Source organism: uncultured Rikenella sp., from assembly GCF_947628055.1.
In the GTDB taxonomy this organism is placed as follows: domain Bacteria; phylum Bacteroidota; class Bacteroidia; order Bacteroidales; family Rikenellaceae; genus Rikenella.
In genome coordinates, this window is sequence record NZ_CANQYJ010000052.1 from 1 (window position 1) to 16911 (window position 16911).

Annotated in this window: 11 protein-coding genes; 6 read left to right on the forward strand and 5 right to left on the reverse strand. The window is 57.7% G+C overall.

The features are described from left to right. The 3 genes from Q0Z93_RS06165 to nadC form a co-directional block, all read right to left on the reverse strand. Positions 1-1398, reverse strand: a 1398-nt coding sequence (locus Q0Z93_RS06165) for an ABC transporter permease (protein ID WP_298063805.1), incomplete at its 3' end; no start/stop codon positions are given. Between the two features lie 287 nt (positions 1399-1685). Beyond that, entirely contained in the window at positions 1686-3875 is a 2190-nt protein-coding gene (locus Q0Z93_RS06170; RefSeq protein ID WP_298063808.1) for a S9 family peptidase, read from the reverse strand. Further along, on the reverse strand, positions 3868-4728 hold the full coding sequence (nadC, locus tag Q0Z93_RS06175) for a carboxylating nicotinate-nucleotide diphosphorylase (RefSeq protein ID WP_298063811.1): 861 nt from the start codon (positions 4726-4728) through the stop codon (positions 3868-3870). Before nadC ends, Q0Z93_RS06170 begins: the two co-directional genes overlap by 8 nt. A gap of 1647 nt (positions 4729-6375) precedes the next feature. Here nadC and Q0Z93_RS06180 point away from each other — a divergent pair. The 6 genes from Q0Z93_RS06180 to Q0Z93_RS06205 all read left to right on the forward strand — a co-directional run bounded on the left by Q0Z93_RS06180 (position 6376) and on the right by Q0Z93_RS06205 (position 14176). Continuing rightward, entirely contained in the window at positions 6376-7236 is an 861-nt protein-coding gene (locus tag Q0Z93_RS06180; protein WP_298063813.1) for a DUF2807 domain-containing protein, read from the forward strand. Between the two features lie 738 nt (positions 7237-7974). Beyond that, positions 7975-8859, forward strand: a complete 885-nt coding sequence (locus Q0Z93_RS06185; RefSeq protein ID WP_298063815.1) for a nucleoside phosphorylase — start codon at positions 7975-7977, stop codon at positions 8857-8859. 620 nt (positions 8860-9479) lie between these two features. Beyond that, positions 9480-10613: a DNA polymerase III subunit beta gene (gene dnaN / locus Q0Z93_RS06190; protein ID WP_298063817.1), complete on the forward strand. Its 1134-nt coding sequence runs from the start codon at positions 9480-9482 to the stop codon at positions 10611-10613. A 2-nt stretch (positions 10614-10615) separates the two neighbouring features. After that, on the forward strand, positions 10616-11407 hold the full coding sequence (locus Q0Z93_RS06195; protein WP_298063819.1) for a 3'-5' exonuclease: 792 nt from the start codon (positions 10616-10618) through the stop codon (positions 11405-11407). A gap of 6 nt (positions 11408-11413) precedes the next feature. Beyond that, a complete protein-coding gene (locus Q0Z93_RS06200; protein WP_298063821.1) occupies positions 11414-13039 on the forward strand; it encodes a LysM peptidoglycan-binding domain-containing protein in 1626 nt (541 codons plus the stop codon). 57 nt (positions 13040-13096) lie between these two features. Beyond that, positions 13097-14176, forward strand: coding sequence for an endonuclease/exonuclease/phosphatase family protein (locus Q0Z93_RS06205; RefSeq protein ID WP_298063824.1), 1080 nt, complete (start codon positions 13097-13099; stop codon positions 14174-14176). A 14-nt stretch (positions 14177-14190) separates the two neighbouring features. Here Q0Z93_RS06205 and Q0Z93_RS06210 read toward each other — a convergent pair whose 3' ends face one another. Together Q0Z93_RS06210 and Q0Z93_RS06215 are read right to left on the reverse strand one after the other, a co-directional pair. Next, positions 14191-14997, reverse strand: coding sequence for an NADH:ubiquinone oxidoreductase (locus tag Q0Z93_RS06210; protein WP_298063827.1), 807 nt, complete (start codon positions 14995-14997; stop codon positions 14191-14193). Between the two features lie 497 nt (positions 14998-15494). Then, positions 15495-16911: NADH dehydrogenase subunit (locus tag Q0Z93_RS06215; RefSeq protein WP_298063830.1), on the reverse strand; the 1417-nt coding region annotated here is incomplete at its 5' end.

The following is a 16911-nucleotide window of genomic DNA, read 5'->3' on the forward strand; positions in this document are numbered from 1 at the left end:
GAGGTAGTCGTGCCGGTAGCCTAAGTCGGTCTTCATCATGAAGTTCGTCTGCCGGATCACCGTGATCGTGCAGCCGAGCAGGGCAATGGTAATGCAGTACTGAAAAACGATCAAAACCTTGCTGTAGACCATTTTGGTCTGACGGCGGAATGTTCCCCGTACCACATCAATCGGTTGGAATCGCGTCAGCACGAAAGCCGGCACCAACCCCGAAACCGTCCCGATCACCAGCACCCCCGCCAAAGCCAACAGCACATTCTCCGTCGTGAAACTCTCTTTGAGAGAGATGTCGGTCTGCATCACCTCCCGGAACCACGGCTCGACACTGGACGCCATCAACAGCCCCAGTACGAACGACACAAAACAGATAATCAACGATTCGAGGATAAATCCGCCGAACAGACTGCCGCGCGAGCCGCCCAACAACCGTCGCGTAGCGGCCTCTTTCGCCCGGAACCCGCTCTGTGCCACCGACAGGTTGATGTAGTTGATCACCGCAAAAAGCAGAATCACCCAAGCCGTGACCTGTAAAGCCAACAGATAATGTCGAGAATTCGACCGGGAGGCCCTTCCGTATATCGGATTCAAATAAACCTCTTTCAACGGACACAAACGCGGATTCCGTAAATATCCTCTTTTGAACAAATCCAGACCGAAAACGTTCAAAAATGTATGGGCCAATTCCGCCGTATCCAGCCGGTTCGCCAAGTCCGTACGTTCTTTCGCCAACAAATAGGTGGTGAAATCATAACTCCCATTCATTGTACTCATGAATCCCGGATAGTCGACTCCGAAGCAAACCGGTAGAGCCAAATCGACCGCCATAATGACATCGGGATTGATGAAGTGCGTATGTTCGAAATCGGCCACTACGCCGCTGACTATGAAATCGCGCCCGGCGATGTGCAACGGCTGCCCTATTGCGGCTTTGTTTCCGAACAAACGACGGGCAAACCGGCGGGTCAACACCACATCGTTGATGGTAGGCATGGCTCGCTCCGGTGTGCCTTCGACAAAAGGAAAGGAAAAAATCGTAAAGAAAGCGGAATCGACGAACATCGCATTACCCGTCGTCTTCTCTGCCGTAAATCCGGGAATTGCTTCCAACTTCAGATCCCACGGGCCGTAGACCCGGGTCGTGGCTTCGATCTCCGGATAACGAGTTTGCATGGCGGACGCCATAGCAGGAGGAAGCATCGCGGAGCCTTCATATTCCAGCCGAAAAATACGATCTTTATTGATTTGGGAATCGTCTACCGCCAGCTCATCCTGCACATAAAGCCCGATCAGCACCACGAACATCAACGAGACGGCGAAACCGAAAATGTTGATCGCCGTGAACAGCTTGTTCCGCCGGAGAAAGTTCCAGAACGATTTCAACCCGAATAAGTGCCTCATGACATCAGTATTAAATGGTTCGACTGTACTTTCCGTGCCAAAAACGTGCAAAACCACTTAATCAGTTGATTATAATAGACATAGACAACAAGCCCGATGGGCGTATTGTCTAATTTCTTGACACCGGGTGTCCAAATTTTGGACACTCGGTGCGGCGTGAGGAGTGAAAACAGATTCGGGAGGATAACGGTATCCCTCGGAACGGAAACAACCGGTCTCGATCTCCAAATGCGCTTTACACGTGACAAAAGGCTATTCCGCAGACGAAAGGTGCCGCTGTGCGGAATCTACAATTCCGCTTTCACGAACTCGATCGCCCGCCGCAGCAGATGATCCCGCGAAGAACCCATCCCATGATTCTTGTCCGGGTAAATCAGCATCTCGAACGGCTTCCCCGCCCGCACCAACCGTTCGATCATCTCGTAACTGTTCTGGATATGCACATTGTCGTCCCCCGTCCCGTGCGCCAGCAACAGTTTGCCTTTCAGCCGCTCCGCATAGTTGATCGGACTGTTGTCGTCGTAGCCCGCCGCATTCTCCTGCGGCAAGCCGTTGTAAAGCTCCGTATAGATCGTGTCGTAATACCGCCACGACGTCACCGGCGCCACCGCCACCGCCAAAGCGAACACGTCATTCCCCTTGAGAATGCAGTTCAGCGCCATGAATCCCCCGTAGCTCCATCCATAAATCCCGATACGTGCCGGGTCTATATAGGCCAGCCCCCCCAAATATCTTGCCGCCGCGATCTGATCCTGCACCTCCAAAGCCCCCAGCCTGCCATACGTACACTTGCGGAACTCCTCGCCCCGGAACCCCGTCCCGCGGCCGTCCACACACGCCACCAGAATCCCCTCCCGGAGCAAAGCCGCCTCCCATGACCATCCCCACCGATCCGCCACCTGCTGCGACCCCGGCCCGCTGTACTGCGTCATCAGCACCGGATAGCGCCGCGTGGAGTCGAAATCCGCCGGTTTGAGCATATACCCGTTCAGAACGATCCCCTCCGGCGTCGTGAACGTGAAAAACTCCCGCCGCGGCAATATATACTCCTCTTTTATCCTGGCCCTGAGCGCCGCGTTGTCCTCCAGCACCCGCACAGCGCGCCCGTCGGAGACCCGCCGCAGCGTCACCACCGTCGGCGTCGTACTGTTTGAGAAGTAGTCGATCCAATACCGATAGCCTGCCCCGAACACCCCGCTGTGCGTTCCCGCCTCGTCCTGTGCCGAGAGCCGCCGTTTCCCCCGCCCGTTCAGACCGATGCTATAGACCTCCCGCCGCAGAGGCGACCCTTCGGTCGATTGATAATAGACTTTCCCCGATTGGCCGTCAATGCCGTACAGGGCCGTCACCTCCCAATCCCCCTCTGTAATCCGGTTCATCAGCCGCCCCTGCATGTCGTAGCGATAGAGGTGCATCCAGCCGTCCCGCTCGCTTTTCACCACGAATCCCCGGCCGTCCGGCAGGAAAGTCGCCGTCTCGTTATTAATCCGCTCGATATACCTCGGATTCCGCTCCTCGTATAGCACAGTCGACGCCCCCGTGGTCGGCGAAGCCAGTAGAATCCGATAATGGTTCTGCAACCGGTTGAGCCAGTGCACCGCCAACCGTTGCCCCGCCCCGTCCGCCGCCGGCGTCCACTCGATCCGCGGCACATAGATGTCCGTCGTGTCACTGTCCAAGTCCACGTCTACAATCGAGTCGGTGTCGAAACGGTAGACCTTGATCTCCACCGCCGAATTGGCCTCGCCCGCTTTCGGATATTTGAAACTGCGGTTTTCCGGATACAGCTTCCCGTTGAACACATTCATCGGGTATTCGTTGACCCCGCTCTCGTCGAACCGGTAGAATGCGATCGCATCCGACCCCGGCGCCCATTCGTAGGCTCGCGAAAAGCTGTACTCCTCTTCGTACACCCAGTCCGGAATCCCGTTGATAATCGCCCCCCGTTTCCCGTCCCGCGTAATCTGCCGCTCCTCGAAAGCCCCGCCGGCCGAAGCCGAAAGATCGACCACGAACAAGTTATTGTCCCGCACGAATGCCGCCCGCCGGCCATCCGGCGAGAGGGTCGCCTCCTGTTGTTTCCCGCCGGTCGACAGTGGCGTCAAATCGTCCGCCGTTCGGTCGTATAGGTAGTAGTTCGCTTTGGAAGAGTGCCGGTAGATCGGCTCCCGCTCTGTGGTCAGCAATATTTTGCTTCCGTCGTCGCTGACGGCGTAGCCGTTCACTTTCGGAAATCCCTCCGGTGCGCAGAACAGCGTATCGACCAACGTCCCGTCCGCATACCGCCACCGCAGCACAGCCTTCTCCTGCGAAAGGGTGGTGTAGTGTTCCCCGTCCCGCATCGCCCGGAGCCCTGCGACACTTTTGGCCGCCAGTCTGTTTTCGGCGATGTCGTCGTACTCGATCTGGCGGGGTTGAGCCGACACCGTGCCGATGGCCAACAGTATGGCTGCGACTGAATATCCGGTTTTATTCATGATCGACTGCTTTAAGGCTCATATCCAGGCTCTTGATCTGGTGTGTCAGCGCTCCGACCGACACATAGTCCACGCCGCATTCCGCATAGGCGCGCAGGTTCTCGAGCGTAATCCCTCCCGAGCTTTCCGTTTCGGCTCGCCCCGCGACCCGTGCAACCGCTTCCCGGGTCTGCTCGACCGTGAAGTTGTCGAACATGATCCGGTCGGCGCCTCCCGCTGCGAATACTTCGTCGATGTCTTCTATCGACCGCACTTCGATCTCGATTTTCAGATTCTTGTGTTTCTCCCGAAGGTAGGTGCGCGCCCTGTTGAGCGCTTGGGTAATCCCTCCGGCAAAATCAATGTGGTTGTCTTTGAGCAGGATCATGTCGAACAGTCCGATCCGGTGGTTTTCCCCGCCGCCGATCTTAACGGCCATCTTGTCGAGCACGCGCATCCCGGGGGTGGTCTTGCGTGTGTCGAGCACTTTGGTTTTCAGCCCTTTCAGCTCGGCGGCATAGACTGCGGTCTGGGTCGCTACGCCGCTCATCCGCTGCATGATGTTGAGGATCACTCGCTCGGCTTGAAGCAGAGTGATGAGGTTGCCTTCCACATAAAAGGCAATATCTCCCGGCTGCACCCGGTCGCCGTCCCGGAGAATGTGTTCCAAGGTGACTGTCGGGTCCAACCGCCGGAACACGCGCTCGGCTATCTCCACTCCGGCCAGCACTCCTGCCTGTTTGATGAGCAGTTTCATGCGCCCGCGTTCGCGGGCTGGAATGGAGCTCAGGGAGGTGTGGTCGCCGTCGCCTATGTCTTCGGCGATCGCCAGTTCGATCAGTTTATCTGTAAAGGGTTCGTATTCTTTTTTCATTACAATGGTTGAATTGTATTGTTTATTTTTGGGGTCGGACGCCGGCGGTGCCGCAATCAATGGCGTTTGTGGTCTTATTGCGGGTCTCCCCGGGCAGGCGGTGCCACTGGGCACCCGATCCGGGCTGTAACTACCCTAAACGGTTCGTTCCGCTGGCTCCGGGCCATCCGCTTCACGGAATAACATTTTTCGCTTCACCGCTCATGCCGCGGGGGCACTTTCTTTCTTGGGTGACCAAGAAAGGAAGCAAAGAAGTCACCGGGAATCGGTTTCGCCTTGTCGAAAGCCGGTCATTCAGCCCGGCTTTCTTAAGTCAAAACACGACATTCCCGGGTCTGCCGTGTCTACCCGCAAGTAAGGAAGACACTGATTCCAAGAGCAACGCGGGGATGCTTTCGCGTGCGGAGAATGCCGTTTCCCGCGTCAGCGGGCAGCCTTGTGCGGTGGCGGAATCCGGTTCGACCGTGATCTCCCGATGACGCCCGGAGCCACCCCCGGCGGAGGGGCGCAACTCGCCTTGCTCGTTTGCGCCTCCGCTGGCTCCGGCCCGACAACAGGTATTTCGGTGAAAGCACAAAAGCCCTTCCGGAAGCGTCGTGTTTTGCCTTGAGGGGGCCGCGCAGGACGCGCGGACGCCCGACAAGGCGAAACCGGCTGAAGGCACTTTCTTTGTCTACTTTCTTTGGTGGCAAAGAAAGTAGAAGCCCCGCCGGCTTGAGGCGGATGAGAAAAATGTCATTCCGCGAAGCGGGCAGCCTTGTGCGGTGGCGGAATCCGGTTCGACCGTGATCTCCCGATGACGTCCCGGAGCCACCCCCAGGCGGAGGGTGCCGCTCGGCACTCGAGCCGGGCTGTACTACCCTAAGTTTCCCAGGCATCCGACCCGTCAAGCATTGAACTCCATCCCCGCACCAGAAAAAAGCAGTGCAAACTCCAACAAAAGCCCCGAAAGGACCCCGCGCAAAGCCAGCGTATTGCGTATCGCCGGACATTTAGCCTTACAGCCAGAATTTCGTTTCCTTCGTTCAGCTTACCCTCTCAAAAACAGACCGTTCGGAGAACAATTCAGCAAAATCACACACAAAAATAATGAAATTTTCCGGAAAGCCCCTTTTGTCAAAAAATTAGACAGATGCTGTCAAAGAATTAGACACTTCGCATGCTCCTGAAAAGATATAAATAGGTGATTATCAGCTATATTCTGCTTTTGGCACAACGCTGGCATAAGAAAAGACCGGAAACGTTCTGCTCCATAAGCTCACGTGTCTCCTCGCCCCGAATAGCCGACAAAAAACCGAATAATCGACAAAAAAACGGATAACCGGTAAAAATCCGAATAATTGACAAAAACCGAATAGCCGAAAAAACTAAGAAACAAAATGCTCGCCACTCTGTCGGGAACCGTGCAATGCCAGCTCGGCAGCTGAAAATCCGAACCGCCGGTCAATCCATATCCGGAACATCCCGCATCGACTGCTGCGCAACGAAAGAATCGTGCGCCTCGGACAGCGGTGTCGGCTATATCACCTGCCAAGACTTTTGAAAAGAAAAACATCCGAAACCAGCTCTTTCAACGTCCTATAAGAAATCATTTTCAAATCATTCCCCGAATGGTTACATTTGGGGTGCATACTCATTCCGGAACCCATGAAAAAACAACTTCTGTCCCTCTGCGGTGCACTGGCCCTGTCCATCCCCGTCGCATTCGCCGGTGAAACCACCCTCACTTCGGCTCAGGGGCTCGCCATCCGGGGGCTGCATGCCGGCCACACTTTCGCCGTCACCCTGCGCCAGAGCGCCAATACTGCCGAAAACGGCGTCGAAGTCACCATCGACGAACGGCTCAAACCCTATCTCAAAGTGACCCTCCAAAAAGGTATTCTGTACCTCGGGTTCGACGACCTGCCGCACGAGTTGCAAAACGCTGACAAATGGTGTCGTCCCGCCATCGCGGAAGTGACCCTCAGCTGCATCGACCGGCTCACCGCTTCCGGCCTCGCCTCCATTACACCCGTCGGGACTTTCTCCGGTGCCGCTACCGCCATAAAAACGTCCGATGCCAGTAAAATCGGCCCCATCACTATCCAAGTCACCGGTACCGATGCTACCGAAGCGACGGTCTCCGGCATGAGCCGGATCGAAAATCTGACACTGAAAAACGCCCGGGCGGTGGAAGCCTCGGCCAGCGGCTCTTCCAATCTGAAACTGGATTGCGATGCGATTCGCAGCCTGCGCATCGTCGCCTCCGGCATGTCTTCTGCGACGGTAGCAGGGAGTGCCGAGACCGTAACATCCAAAGCCAGCGGCGGCTCGCACCTCAATCTCGAAAAGCTGAAAGCCGAAAAAGTTTCCTGCGAAACTTCCGGCATGAGCAGCATCACCTGCTATTCGACCTCGAGCCTCGATGTTTCGTCCTCCGGCGGCAGTTCTGTCCGTTACCGCTCCGGCGGAGTACTCCGCACGAACTTCAGTACATCGGGCATGAGCTATGTCGCGAAAATCGAATAACGGTGCCCCTGAAGTCTCTGTCCGATAAGGCTTTAATGATTACTTCGGAAATCTTCCTGTATCAGGCCATTTCCGGCGAAGACGTGGTGCTGCTCGGGGTGGCTCCGGCCCGCCCACTGACGCGGGATTTTCGAACACCACCGCGGGGGGATGGCAAAGGGGGCAAGCCCCCTTTGATGCGCTTTTTGCTTACTTTTTATCGCATTATAAAAAGTAAGTGCTCGCCCGGCATGAGGGCAATGAAAAAACGCCGGCTCGGGTGCCCAGCGGCACCGGGCCTCCGCCCGGGGGGCTGCGGCCCGACATAGAGAGATCACAGCAGAACCGTCTGTCTCCGCACACAAAAGCACTTCCGAGAACAGGTAGACACAGCAGACCCGGGAATGTCGTGTTTTGCCTTGAGAAAGCCGGGCTGAACGACTGGCTTTCGACAAGGCGAAACCGATTCCCGGTGACTTCTTTGCTTACTTTGACCTGTGGTCTTCCTCGCGCTGCCTTGGCATAGCCCGCAAGCGGTCTCTGCTCTCGGTGCTCGGTTCTTGGTCGCACAAGAAAGAAAGTGCCCCCGCGGCATGAGCGGTGAAACGAGAACAAAAAGCCTGCCCGGCATAAGGGCAATGAAGAAAAGCCGGCTCGCGTGCCAGCGGCTCCTGCGGCCCGATGAAAAATAGTCGAATCGTATATTATATTGCATAAATGCAATGTAATACTGAATAAATACAATGTAAAATACAAATTATGCCTATCCTGCCACCCTCGGAACTGATCCTCCACGACGACGGTTCCGTATTCCACCTTCACCTCCGGCCCGAAGAGCTGGCCGACACCGTGATCTTAGTCGGCGATCCAGACCGCAGCAACCTGATAGCCAGCTATTTCGACCGGATCGAAAACAGCTCCTCCAACCGCGAATTCCGCTGCCATACCGGAACGCTGAACCACGTGCGACTTACCGTCGTCTCCACCGGTATCGGATGCGACAACATCGACATCGTAATGAACGAGTTGGACGCGCTGGCCAACGTCGACTTCGCCACACGCACGGTCAAACCCCGGGCCGCACAGCGCAGCCTGCGCATCGTGCGGCTCGGCACCAGCGGGGCCGTGCAGCCCGACATTCCGCTCGGCGAGCTGGTCATGTCTGCCGTATCGGGCGGGATCGACGGCCTGCTGAACTTCTACGCTGGCAGCGAAGCGGTCTGTGATCGGCCTATGGAAGAAGCCTTCGTGCGCCAGACCGGCTGGAACGAAAGGTTGGCGCGGCCTTATTTCGTTCACAACGATGCGGGGCTGATCGAGCTGTTCAGCGACGCGGCGGTGAACGGGCTGACCCTGTCGGCGCCGGGATTTTACGCCCCGCAAGGGCGTGTCGTGCGCCTGCCGCTGGCCCGAGCCGATTATCTGGAGCGGATCGAGCGGTTCGAGCATGACGGCCGGCGGGTAACCAATCTCGAAATGGAGAGTTCGGCCATTGCAGGTCTCGCGGCTTTGATGGGACACCGCGCGTTGACCGTGTGCACGATTATCGCCCAGCGTGTGGCGGGGGACAGTCGGCCGGACTATGCGGCGTTCGTGCGGCGGATGATCGAAACTGCACTGATGAAGCTGACCCGGCGTGTCTGATCCCCGACCGCCGTTTGATTGGGGAAGGGGGAACGGTTGCGTTTTCGACGCACCGTTCCTTTTTCTCTTGTTATGTTTTTTATGATTTTGCCTGCCTCGAGCCGGCGGTAGTTCACCTGATCGGCGGGGACATTGGCTTTGTTGGTTCTGGGTGTTGCCGTTCCGTATCTGGAGGCTGGCGACGGGCCGAAGAAATGCCGGCTATTTTATTGTACGGTTATTTGTTGTTGCGATCCTTTGGATCGCCGGCCTCTGCGCCCAGCGGCGAAGCCGCTCGGGGGGTGGGCGCGAGGCCGAACACACAAAACTTTTATTGTACGGTTAACTGTTTGAGTATATATGCAACCGTAAGATCGCGCAAGCCGCAGACGCAGAAAAAAGTGGAAACCCACCAACCGGAAATGCACAAAAAGAACCGGCCCGCAGGAAGCACGTCATTCCGCCTTGCGACAAAAAGCCCTGCAGGAAAGAGAACGACCAAAAGCCCAGCCGGAAAGAAAGTGCCCAAAAGCCTTCGCAGCTGAAACGGCAAAGACACGAACCCGAAAAAACACATTGGCAGAACTGCAAAAATCGCTATCTTTGTTCGGTATCGTAAACCGAAAAAACATACTCCACCCATGAAATTCATTATATCCAGCAGCCTGCTGTCGAACCACCTCCAGTCGATCGGAAAAGTCATCAGCAACAAGAACACCTTGCCGATCCTGGATTACTTTCTGTTCGACATCGCAGGCAACCAATTGAAAATTACCGCATCGGACCTGGAAACCACCTTGATCTCGACGCTCGAGATCGACAACCAGGGAGGCGACGGCGTGGTAGCCATACCCGCACGGCGGATTACCGACTCGATCAAGGAATTTTCCGAACAGCCGCTGACCCTCTCCGTCGACAAGGAAAGCTGGGAAGTGACCATCAGCTGGAAGACCGGCAAACTCAGCATTCCGGGGATCACCGGGCTGGGATATCCGGAGCTGCCGGCGGTGGACGAAACCACGGCGACCATATTCTATATTCCCGCGCCGGCGCTGGGGGACGGGATTACGCAGACCTTGTTCGCCACGGCGGACGACGAACTGCGGCCGGTGATGAACGGGATCGACATCGTTCTGTCGCCGGAAGACATTACCTTCGTGGCCACCGATGCACACCGGCTGGCACTGTTCAAGAACGCCAACGTGACCTCGGACAAAGCGACCTCGTTCATCCTGCCGAAAAAACCGGCCAATTTGCTCAAAAACCTCCTCACACGGGATGCGGAAGATATGGTGACCGTGACATTTGACACGAAGAACGCGATATTTACGCTGCCGAAACACAAAATCGTCTGCCGGCTGATCGAAGGAAACTACCCGAACTACAACGCCGTGATACCGACAGGCAATCCGAACAAAGTCTTGGTAGACAGGGCAGAATTAGTGAACTCCATCAAGCGGGTGTCGGTCTGCTCGAACCAGGCCAACCAGTTGATCAAACTCGACCTGACCGCGGGGAACATCAACCTGTCGGCGCAGGACATCGACTACGCCGCGTCGGCAGAAGACAACATCAGCTGCAACTACGAAGGGACACCGATCGAAATCGGATTCCGGTCGTCGTTCCTGCTGGACTTGCTGGGGAACATCCACTCGGCGGAAGTGTCGATCGAACTGGCGGATTCGACACGGCCGGGGCTGTTCTTCCCGTCGGAAAACGACGTTGAAGGCGAATCGCAGCTGATGCTGCTCATGCCGATGATGATCAACGCGTAATTATGGAACTGAAACTCAAGCGGCCGCTCATTTTCTTCGACATCGAATCCACGGGAGTGGATCCGGCCAAGGATCATATCGTGGAACTCTCGCTCATCAAAGTGCACCCGGACGGCAGGGAAGAGGTCAAGACCAGGCGGATCAATCCGGGCGTGCATATTCCGGAAGCCTCGACCGCCATCCACGGAATTACGGACGAAGATGTCAGGGAATGCCCGACCTTTCCGCAGATCGCCAAATCACTGGCCGCTTTCATCAAAGGCTCAGACCTGGCGGGATACAACTCCAACAAATTCGACATTCCGATCTTGGTGGAAGAGTTTATGCGGGCAGGAGTCGAGATCGACTTGAACGGCAAGAAATTCGTCGACGTGCAGAACATCTTCCACAAGATGGAACAGCGGACACTGGCGGCGGCATATAAATTCTACTGCGGCAGCGAAATCGAAAACGCACATTCGGCGGAAGCGGATATCCGGGCGACCTACGAGGTGCTTAAGGCGCAGCTCGACCGGTATCCGAACGAGCTGGAAAACGATGTGGACTTTCTGGCCGATTTTTCGCGGATGAACCGGAACGTGGACTTCGCAGGACGGATCGTGCTGAACGACAAAGACATACCGGTGTTCAACTTCGGCAAACACAAAGGGCGGCCGGTGGCGGAGGTGCTCGCCGCCGAACCGAGCTACTACAGCTGGATGCTGAACGGCGATTTTCCGCTCAATACCAAGCAAGTGCTCACCCGGCTGCGGATAGAAAGCCAGACAGCTGCGGCGAACCGGGCGAAAAAATAACGTTGTATGACCAGACAACTCCTTTTCAGGCTCATCTTTTGCCTCGCATTCCTGCTGCCCGGCGGTGCGGTGCTGATGCCGGAGAATGCGGCGGCGCAGCCCGTCGTGCGTCTATCCGACCGCAGCATCACGATCCGGGGGGAACGATACCTGATCCACAAGGTCAGGAAAGGAGAGACCTTATACGCCATTGCCAAGGCTTATGCGGTCAGTCAGGAAGACATTATGCGGGCGAACAGCTTGACCAGAGATGTGCTGCGGAACAAGCAGACCTTGCTGATCCCGCAGGATGTACGGAGACGTCCGGCCGCGGCCGGCACGACGGCAAGCGGAGGACATGCGGCCGGACGGGAGGATAGGCCGGAACCGCAGCTCGAACCGATAACGCCGTCCGTTCCGCCGCGCCCGGCACAGGATTACTCGACATACAGCCGGCATGCGCGCCTTTCCCAGCAGACCCGAGAGCAGCAGCAAATCGTCTCGACCCATACGGATACGCTGGCTGGTTTTGGGGGAGGGGAAGGATCGCCTTTTTTCGGGGACGGACGGCTGAAGGAAATCGACCGGGGGGGGATATTGCATGTGGCCGTACTGCTGCCCATGCAGCCGGGCTTGAAGACCAACGACCGGTTTTCGGAATACTATAAAGGCATATTGCTGGGACTGAACGCTTTGAAAACGGAAGGAGTTTCGGCGGAAGTCCGGTTCCTGAACACGGGGGCTTCGGAAGAGACCGTGCGCGGACATATCCGTTCGGGAGCATTGGAGCGGGCGGACTTGATCATAGGGCCGGTCTATGCCGAAGCGTTCGACCCGGCGGCCGAATATGCGGCGGAACACGGCATCCCGATCGTCAGCCCGTTAGGGACGGTGGGGGCGGAAGGAAACCCTTACGTCTATGAGGCTCCTCCGGTGGAGGAATATGCCTACCGGCCCATCTTCGACCTGTTCGGCGGACGGCAGGGGGGGATTGGGAATGCAGAGACCAATCTGATCCTGATCGACCACGTCGAACACCCGGACACGGCAGCGCTCGCCTTGATCGAAGCGCAGTTAGGCGACCGGGTTTCGACCCTGCTCTTTACCGGCGAAAGGACACAGAGCCAGGCGATGGACATACGGCTGAACGCCATGCTCGACCGAAACCTCCACAACATCATCTTTGTCCCGGTCAACCGGGCAGATGCCTTGGAAGGGGTGCTGTCGCACCTCAGCTCGATCAACATGAAAGGGCAGTACCGCATTACGGTGATCGGCACGCCGCGCTGGGCATGGCTCCAGAACTTCGACCTCGATCTGTTTTACAAACTCAACGTCCATTATCCGGCCTCTTACCATGCCGACCGGAGCGATCCGAGCGTGGCGGAATTCTACAGGGAGTACATGGACGCATTCGGTTCGCTGCCGAGCCCTTACGCTTTCCGGGGCTACGACGTGATCCGGTACTTCGGGGGAGCACTGAACCATTTCGGCTCCGACATGCCGGAACGCATCTCCAACCGGGGATACGAGCCGAAACTGCTGCAGGTAGGCTACGACTTCCGGCAGGAGAACGGGAGCGGGAAATACCGCAATATGGCATGGCCGGTGGTGAACTTCAAACCGGACTACACCATTCGGGTGATCCGGTGATTGCGTTGCCTGCTGTTTCGTCTGCGGCATCTGTTTTTTAGTCCCTCTTTGCTTTTTATGAGACGCACTTTCCGAATCGCTATCCTCCTCGCCGGGATCCCGGTCATCGGGGCGGCGGGATTTATCGGAGCGATGTGGATACGCGAATGGCGTCCGGCTCCGGTCGAGACCGTCTACGCTCTGCCGCGGGGCGAAACGGGCGACACGCTGACCACGGGGGACACTTTGCGGATCGTGTCGTGGAATATCGGATACGCGGGGTTGGGCGACGACATGGACTTCTTCTACGACGGCGGCACCCGGATGCGGACTTCCGCGGCGCGTACCGTCGAAAATCTGAACGGCATCATCGACTTCCTGAAACGGGAAGCCTATGAAAAAAGAGCGGACATCATTCTTTTGCAGGAGGTGGATTTCGACTCGCGGCGCAGCTACCGGATGAACGAATACGACTCGATCCGCGCGGCACTTCCGGAATATTTCGGCTGGCGGGGCCTGAACTACGTGACGGATTTCGTGCCGATCCCTTTGACCGACCCGATGGGGCGGGTGGAGAGCGGCATCGCGATCTTTTCCCGATGGAGGCCGGAGACGGTGACGCGGTATGCCTATCCGGGAGGATTCGCATTCCCGATGCGGCTGTTCAACCTCAAACGGTGTCTTCTGAGCATGGAGATACCCGTGCGCACCGCCGCGGACGGGACGACCGGCCCGGTGCGGACGCTGTACCTGAACAACACCCACAACACGGCTTACGACACGGGGCATCTGCGGAGCGGGGAGCTGGCTTTCCTGAACGCTTTTCTGGCCGGGAAGCGGTACTCCGTAACTTTGGGCGACTGGAACTGCAACCCGCCGGGGTACGTGCCGAGCCGGGCGGCGGTCGAGGACGAACATTTCAGCCCGCTGCCGATCGACCGGAACGATTTCCCGCCGGAGATGACTTTCGTTTACGACCCTTCGACCCCTACCGCCCGATACGGTTACGAACCTTACGATCCGGCGGCGACCACGACGACGGTGCTTGATTTCGCTTTGTGCGGGCCGGGGATCGAACCGGTAGCTTTCGAGACCGTCGATTTAGGATTCAAAAAAAGCGACCACAATCCTGTGGTCGCCGTGTTCGTGATCCGGTGATGTATCGAACGGGTTTATTCCTCTCGTTCGTTTTGCGGGTCGGCGGCAGTACCCGTACTGCCGCCGCGGATCAGCGCCAGCACTCCGGTGATGAATGTCATGGGGTGCGCCGGATTCCCCGGCACATACAGATCCGGCTTGTGGATGTCGAAAAACTTCCGGTTCACCGCGGGCGACTCGGCGAACAGGCCGCCCGAAATAGCATCCGCCCCCACCGCGATCAATATCTTCGGCTCGGGCACCGCCTGCCAGGTGGTTTCCAGCTCGCGCGCCATGTTCGCCGTCACAGGGCCTGTCACGACCACGCCGTCCGCATGTCTGGGCGAAGCTGTGAATTCGATCCCGTAGCGTCCCATGTCGAAATTGACGTTCCCGGCGGCGCCCAATTCCATCTCGCAGCTATTGTCCCCGCCTGCGGACACTTCGCGCAGGTGCAGCGACCGTCCGAACAGGCTGCGGATTTCCGGCCGCACCGCTGTCTGGTCGAATCCCCACGCATCGGCCTGATTTTCTCTCACTACCAGCCCTTCGCGCGTAGATGAGGCCAACCGGTAGTCGTTGGTAAACCGCACGTGTTCGGGAAACCGCACAGCGCACTCTCCGCAAAACAGGCATTTGCCCATATCCAACGTCAGCTTTTGTCCGAATGCGATCGCCCGGGTCGGGCACATCCTGCACAAGGATGCCTTGTCGGCTGCGGTCAGTCCCGAGCCGTTCAGTATCGGCCGCCCCCGAAATTCCTCGCACAGCTCGACGCGGTCCATGTGCTTGATGTATTGCGTCCTGTGCTGCATCAGCACTCTCAAACTCGTCAGTAACATATCTCGTTTTCTATTCGATCCGTTCGTTTAATTCTTACCTGATTGGGAGGGTACTGTTCTTTTTGTGAACAAAAAGAACCAAAAAAACTTTTTGAGATGCTTACGCATCTCTTGGGCCTGCCGGGTACCCTTGTTTTCGATCCTCTTGGGCCGGGAGCAATAGACCGCTCTTTATATTGCGGTTCTTTAGAACCGCCGACCTCCGCGCCCAGCGGCGAAGCCGCTCGGGGGGGTGGGCGCGAGGTCGAACTAAGGTGCAGTAGAGCGGTCTATTGCCCCGGCCCAAAGCAAACACAATGCAAGAGGACTGCGGAGCCTAAGGAGTAGCGTAGCTATCTCAAAAGTCTTTTGGGTACCTTTTCTTCAGAATCGACGCTGCCAGCGAGAGCAAAGCGGGCTTGCACGCTCTGCCGAGCGGCGAGGAGAAAAACGAGCGAAGCGAAGTTAAAAGGTACGGTTGCCTCCAACTAAGGCAGAGAATAAACGAACGGATATAATTACAAATCATGACCGCAGTAAGACAGGTTGAAGCTCTTGTTGGAGACCGGGAAATCCGATATTTGTTCCCCCCTCACCGACAGCGCCAGCATCATCCAGTTATGCAGCGACGGATCATAGACCTTGTACGCCGCCACCTCCCCCCCTGCATCCGTCAACGCCGCATGGCAAATCTCGCCGCGCCAGCCCTCCACCAGCGAAAAGACCAACGCCTCCCGCGGCAAAGCCCTGCCATAGCCCGGCGCCGGATACCCCTCGAACCAGCGTCCCGCCAGCTCCTTGCACCCCGCCCCGATCATCGCATACGACACCTCCGCCTCCCGCAGCCGCATTTTCAAGCGCGCCAGCAGATCCCCGTTCGTTCCATCCGCCTCCGCATCGATCACCACCGGTTTGAAACCCTCCAGCGGATAAAAACCGAACGCACACCTCGCATCCCGTTCAAGCCCCGCCATCCGGGCCGACGGCCCCACCGCACCGACACGCAACGCCTGTTCCCGCGTCACCGAGCACATTCCCTCCAGCCGCGCCAGTACCGACGGCGTCGAAAGCAAATCGCGCCCCACCGTCCGATAGCGCCGGATCACCTCCGCCAAAGTCGATTCGATATACTTCGCCCGCTCCAGCGTCAGACGGTAATGCGCCCCGAACGGCCTCACCAGCCCCTTCCCGAACCGGTTGCCGCACCACTGCTGCATCGCATTGATAACCAGCGTCCGTAGAGCCTCGCACGCCACATGCCCCGTCTGATAAGCCATATCCATGCACAGCGCCGCCGTATCGCCGATATGTACGGCCAGCCGTTCCATCTCGAGCGCCACCGCCCTCTCGCAGCGGATCACCTCATGCCCCGCCCACGCATCATGCCCGACCCCCGATTCGAGGATACCCGCCATAGCGATCCCATGTCCCAACACCGTATCCCCCGCGATACTCTCCCCCAGCAGCATCTGCCTCAACCGGTCGGAAGTCCCCGCGATCAGCGCCTCCACCCCCCGGTGCTGGTATCCCAGCGCAATCTCCAGATGTACGATCCGCTCTCCGTCGCACAGGAACCGGAAAGCCCCCGGCTCGATGATTCCCGCATGCACCGGCCCCACATGCACCTCATGCAGCTCCCGGCCGTCGATCGTGTAGAACGGATAGGTATCGATCGAATCGTCCCGATGATGCCTGTCATACGGATACCTCAGCGGCTTGTCCCAAGGCTGTCCCGCAAAATGCACCCCGTACCGCTCCGCGATCTCCCGCTCATAGACATGCAGAGCCGGAATATCGCGGGTCAGCGCCTCCGGAAAGCCCTCCTGGTAGTAATCCATCGCATGAGAGGCCGCCACCACATCCCCCTGCTTATCCCGTGCCACCAGCGCGTAAAAGACCAGCCCCCCGCCCGTGCCATCTTCCCGGAGGTGGTCG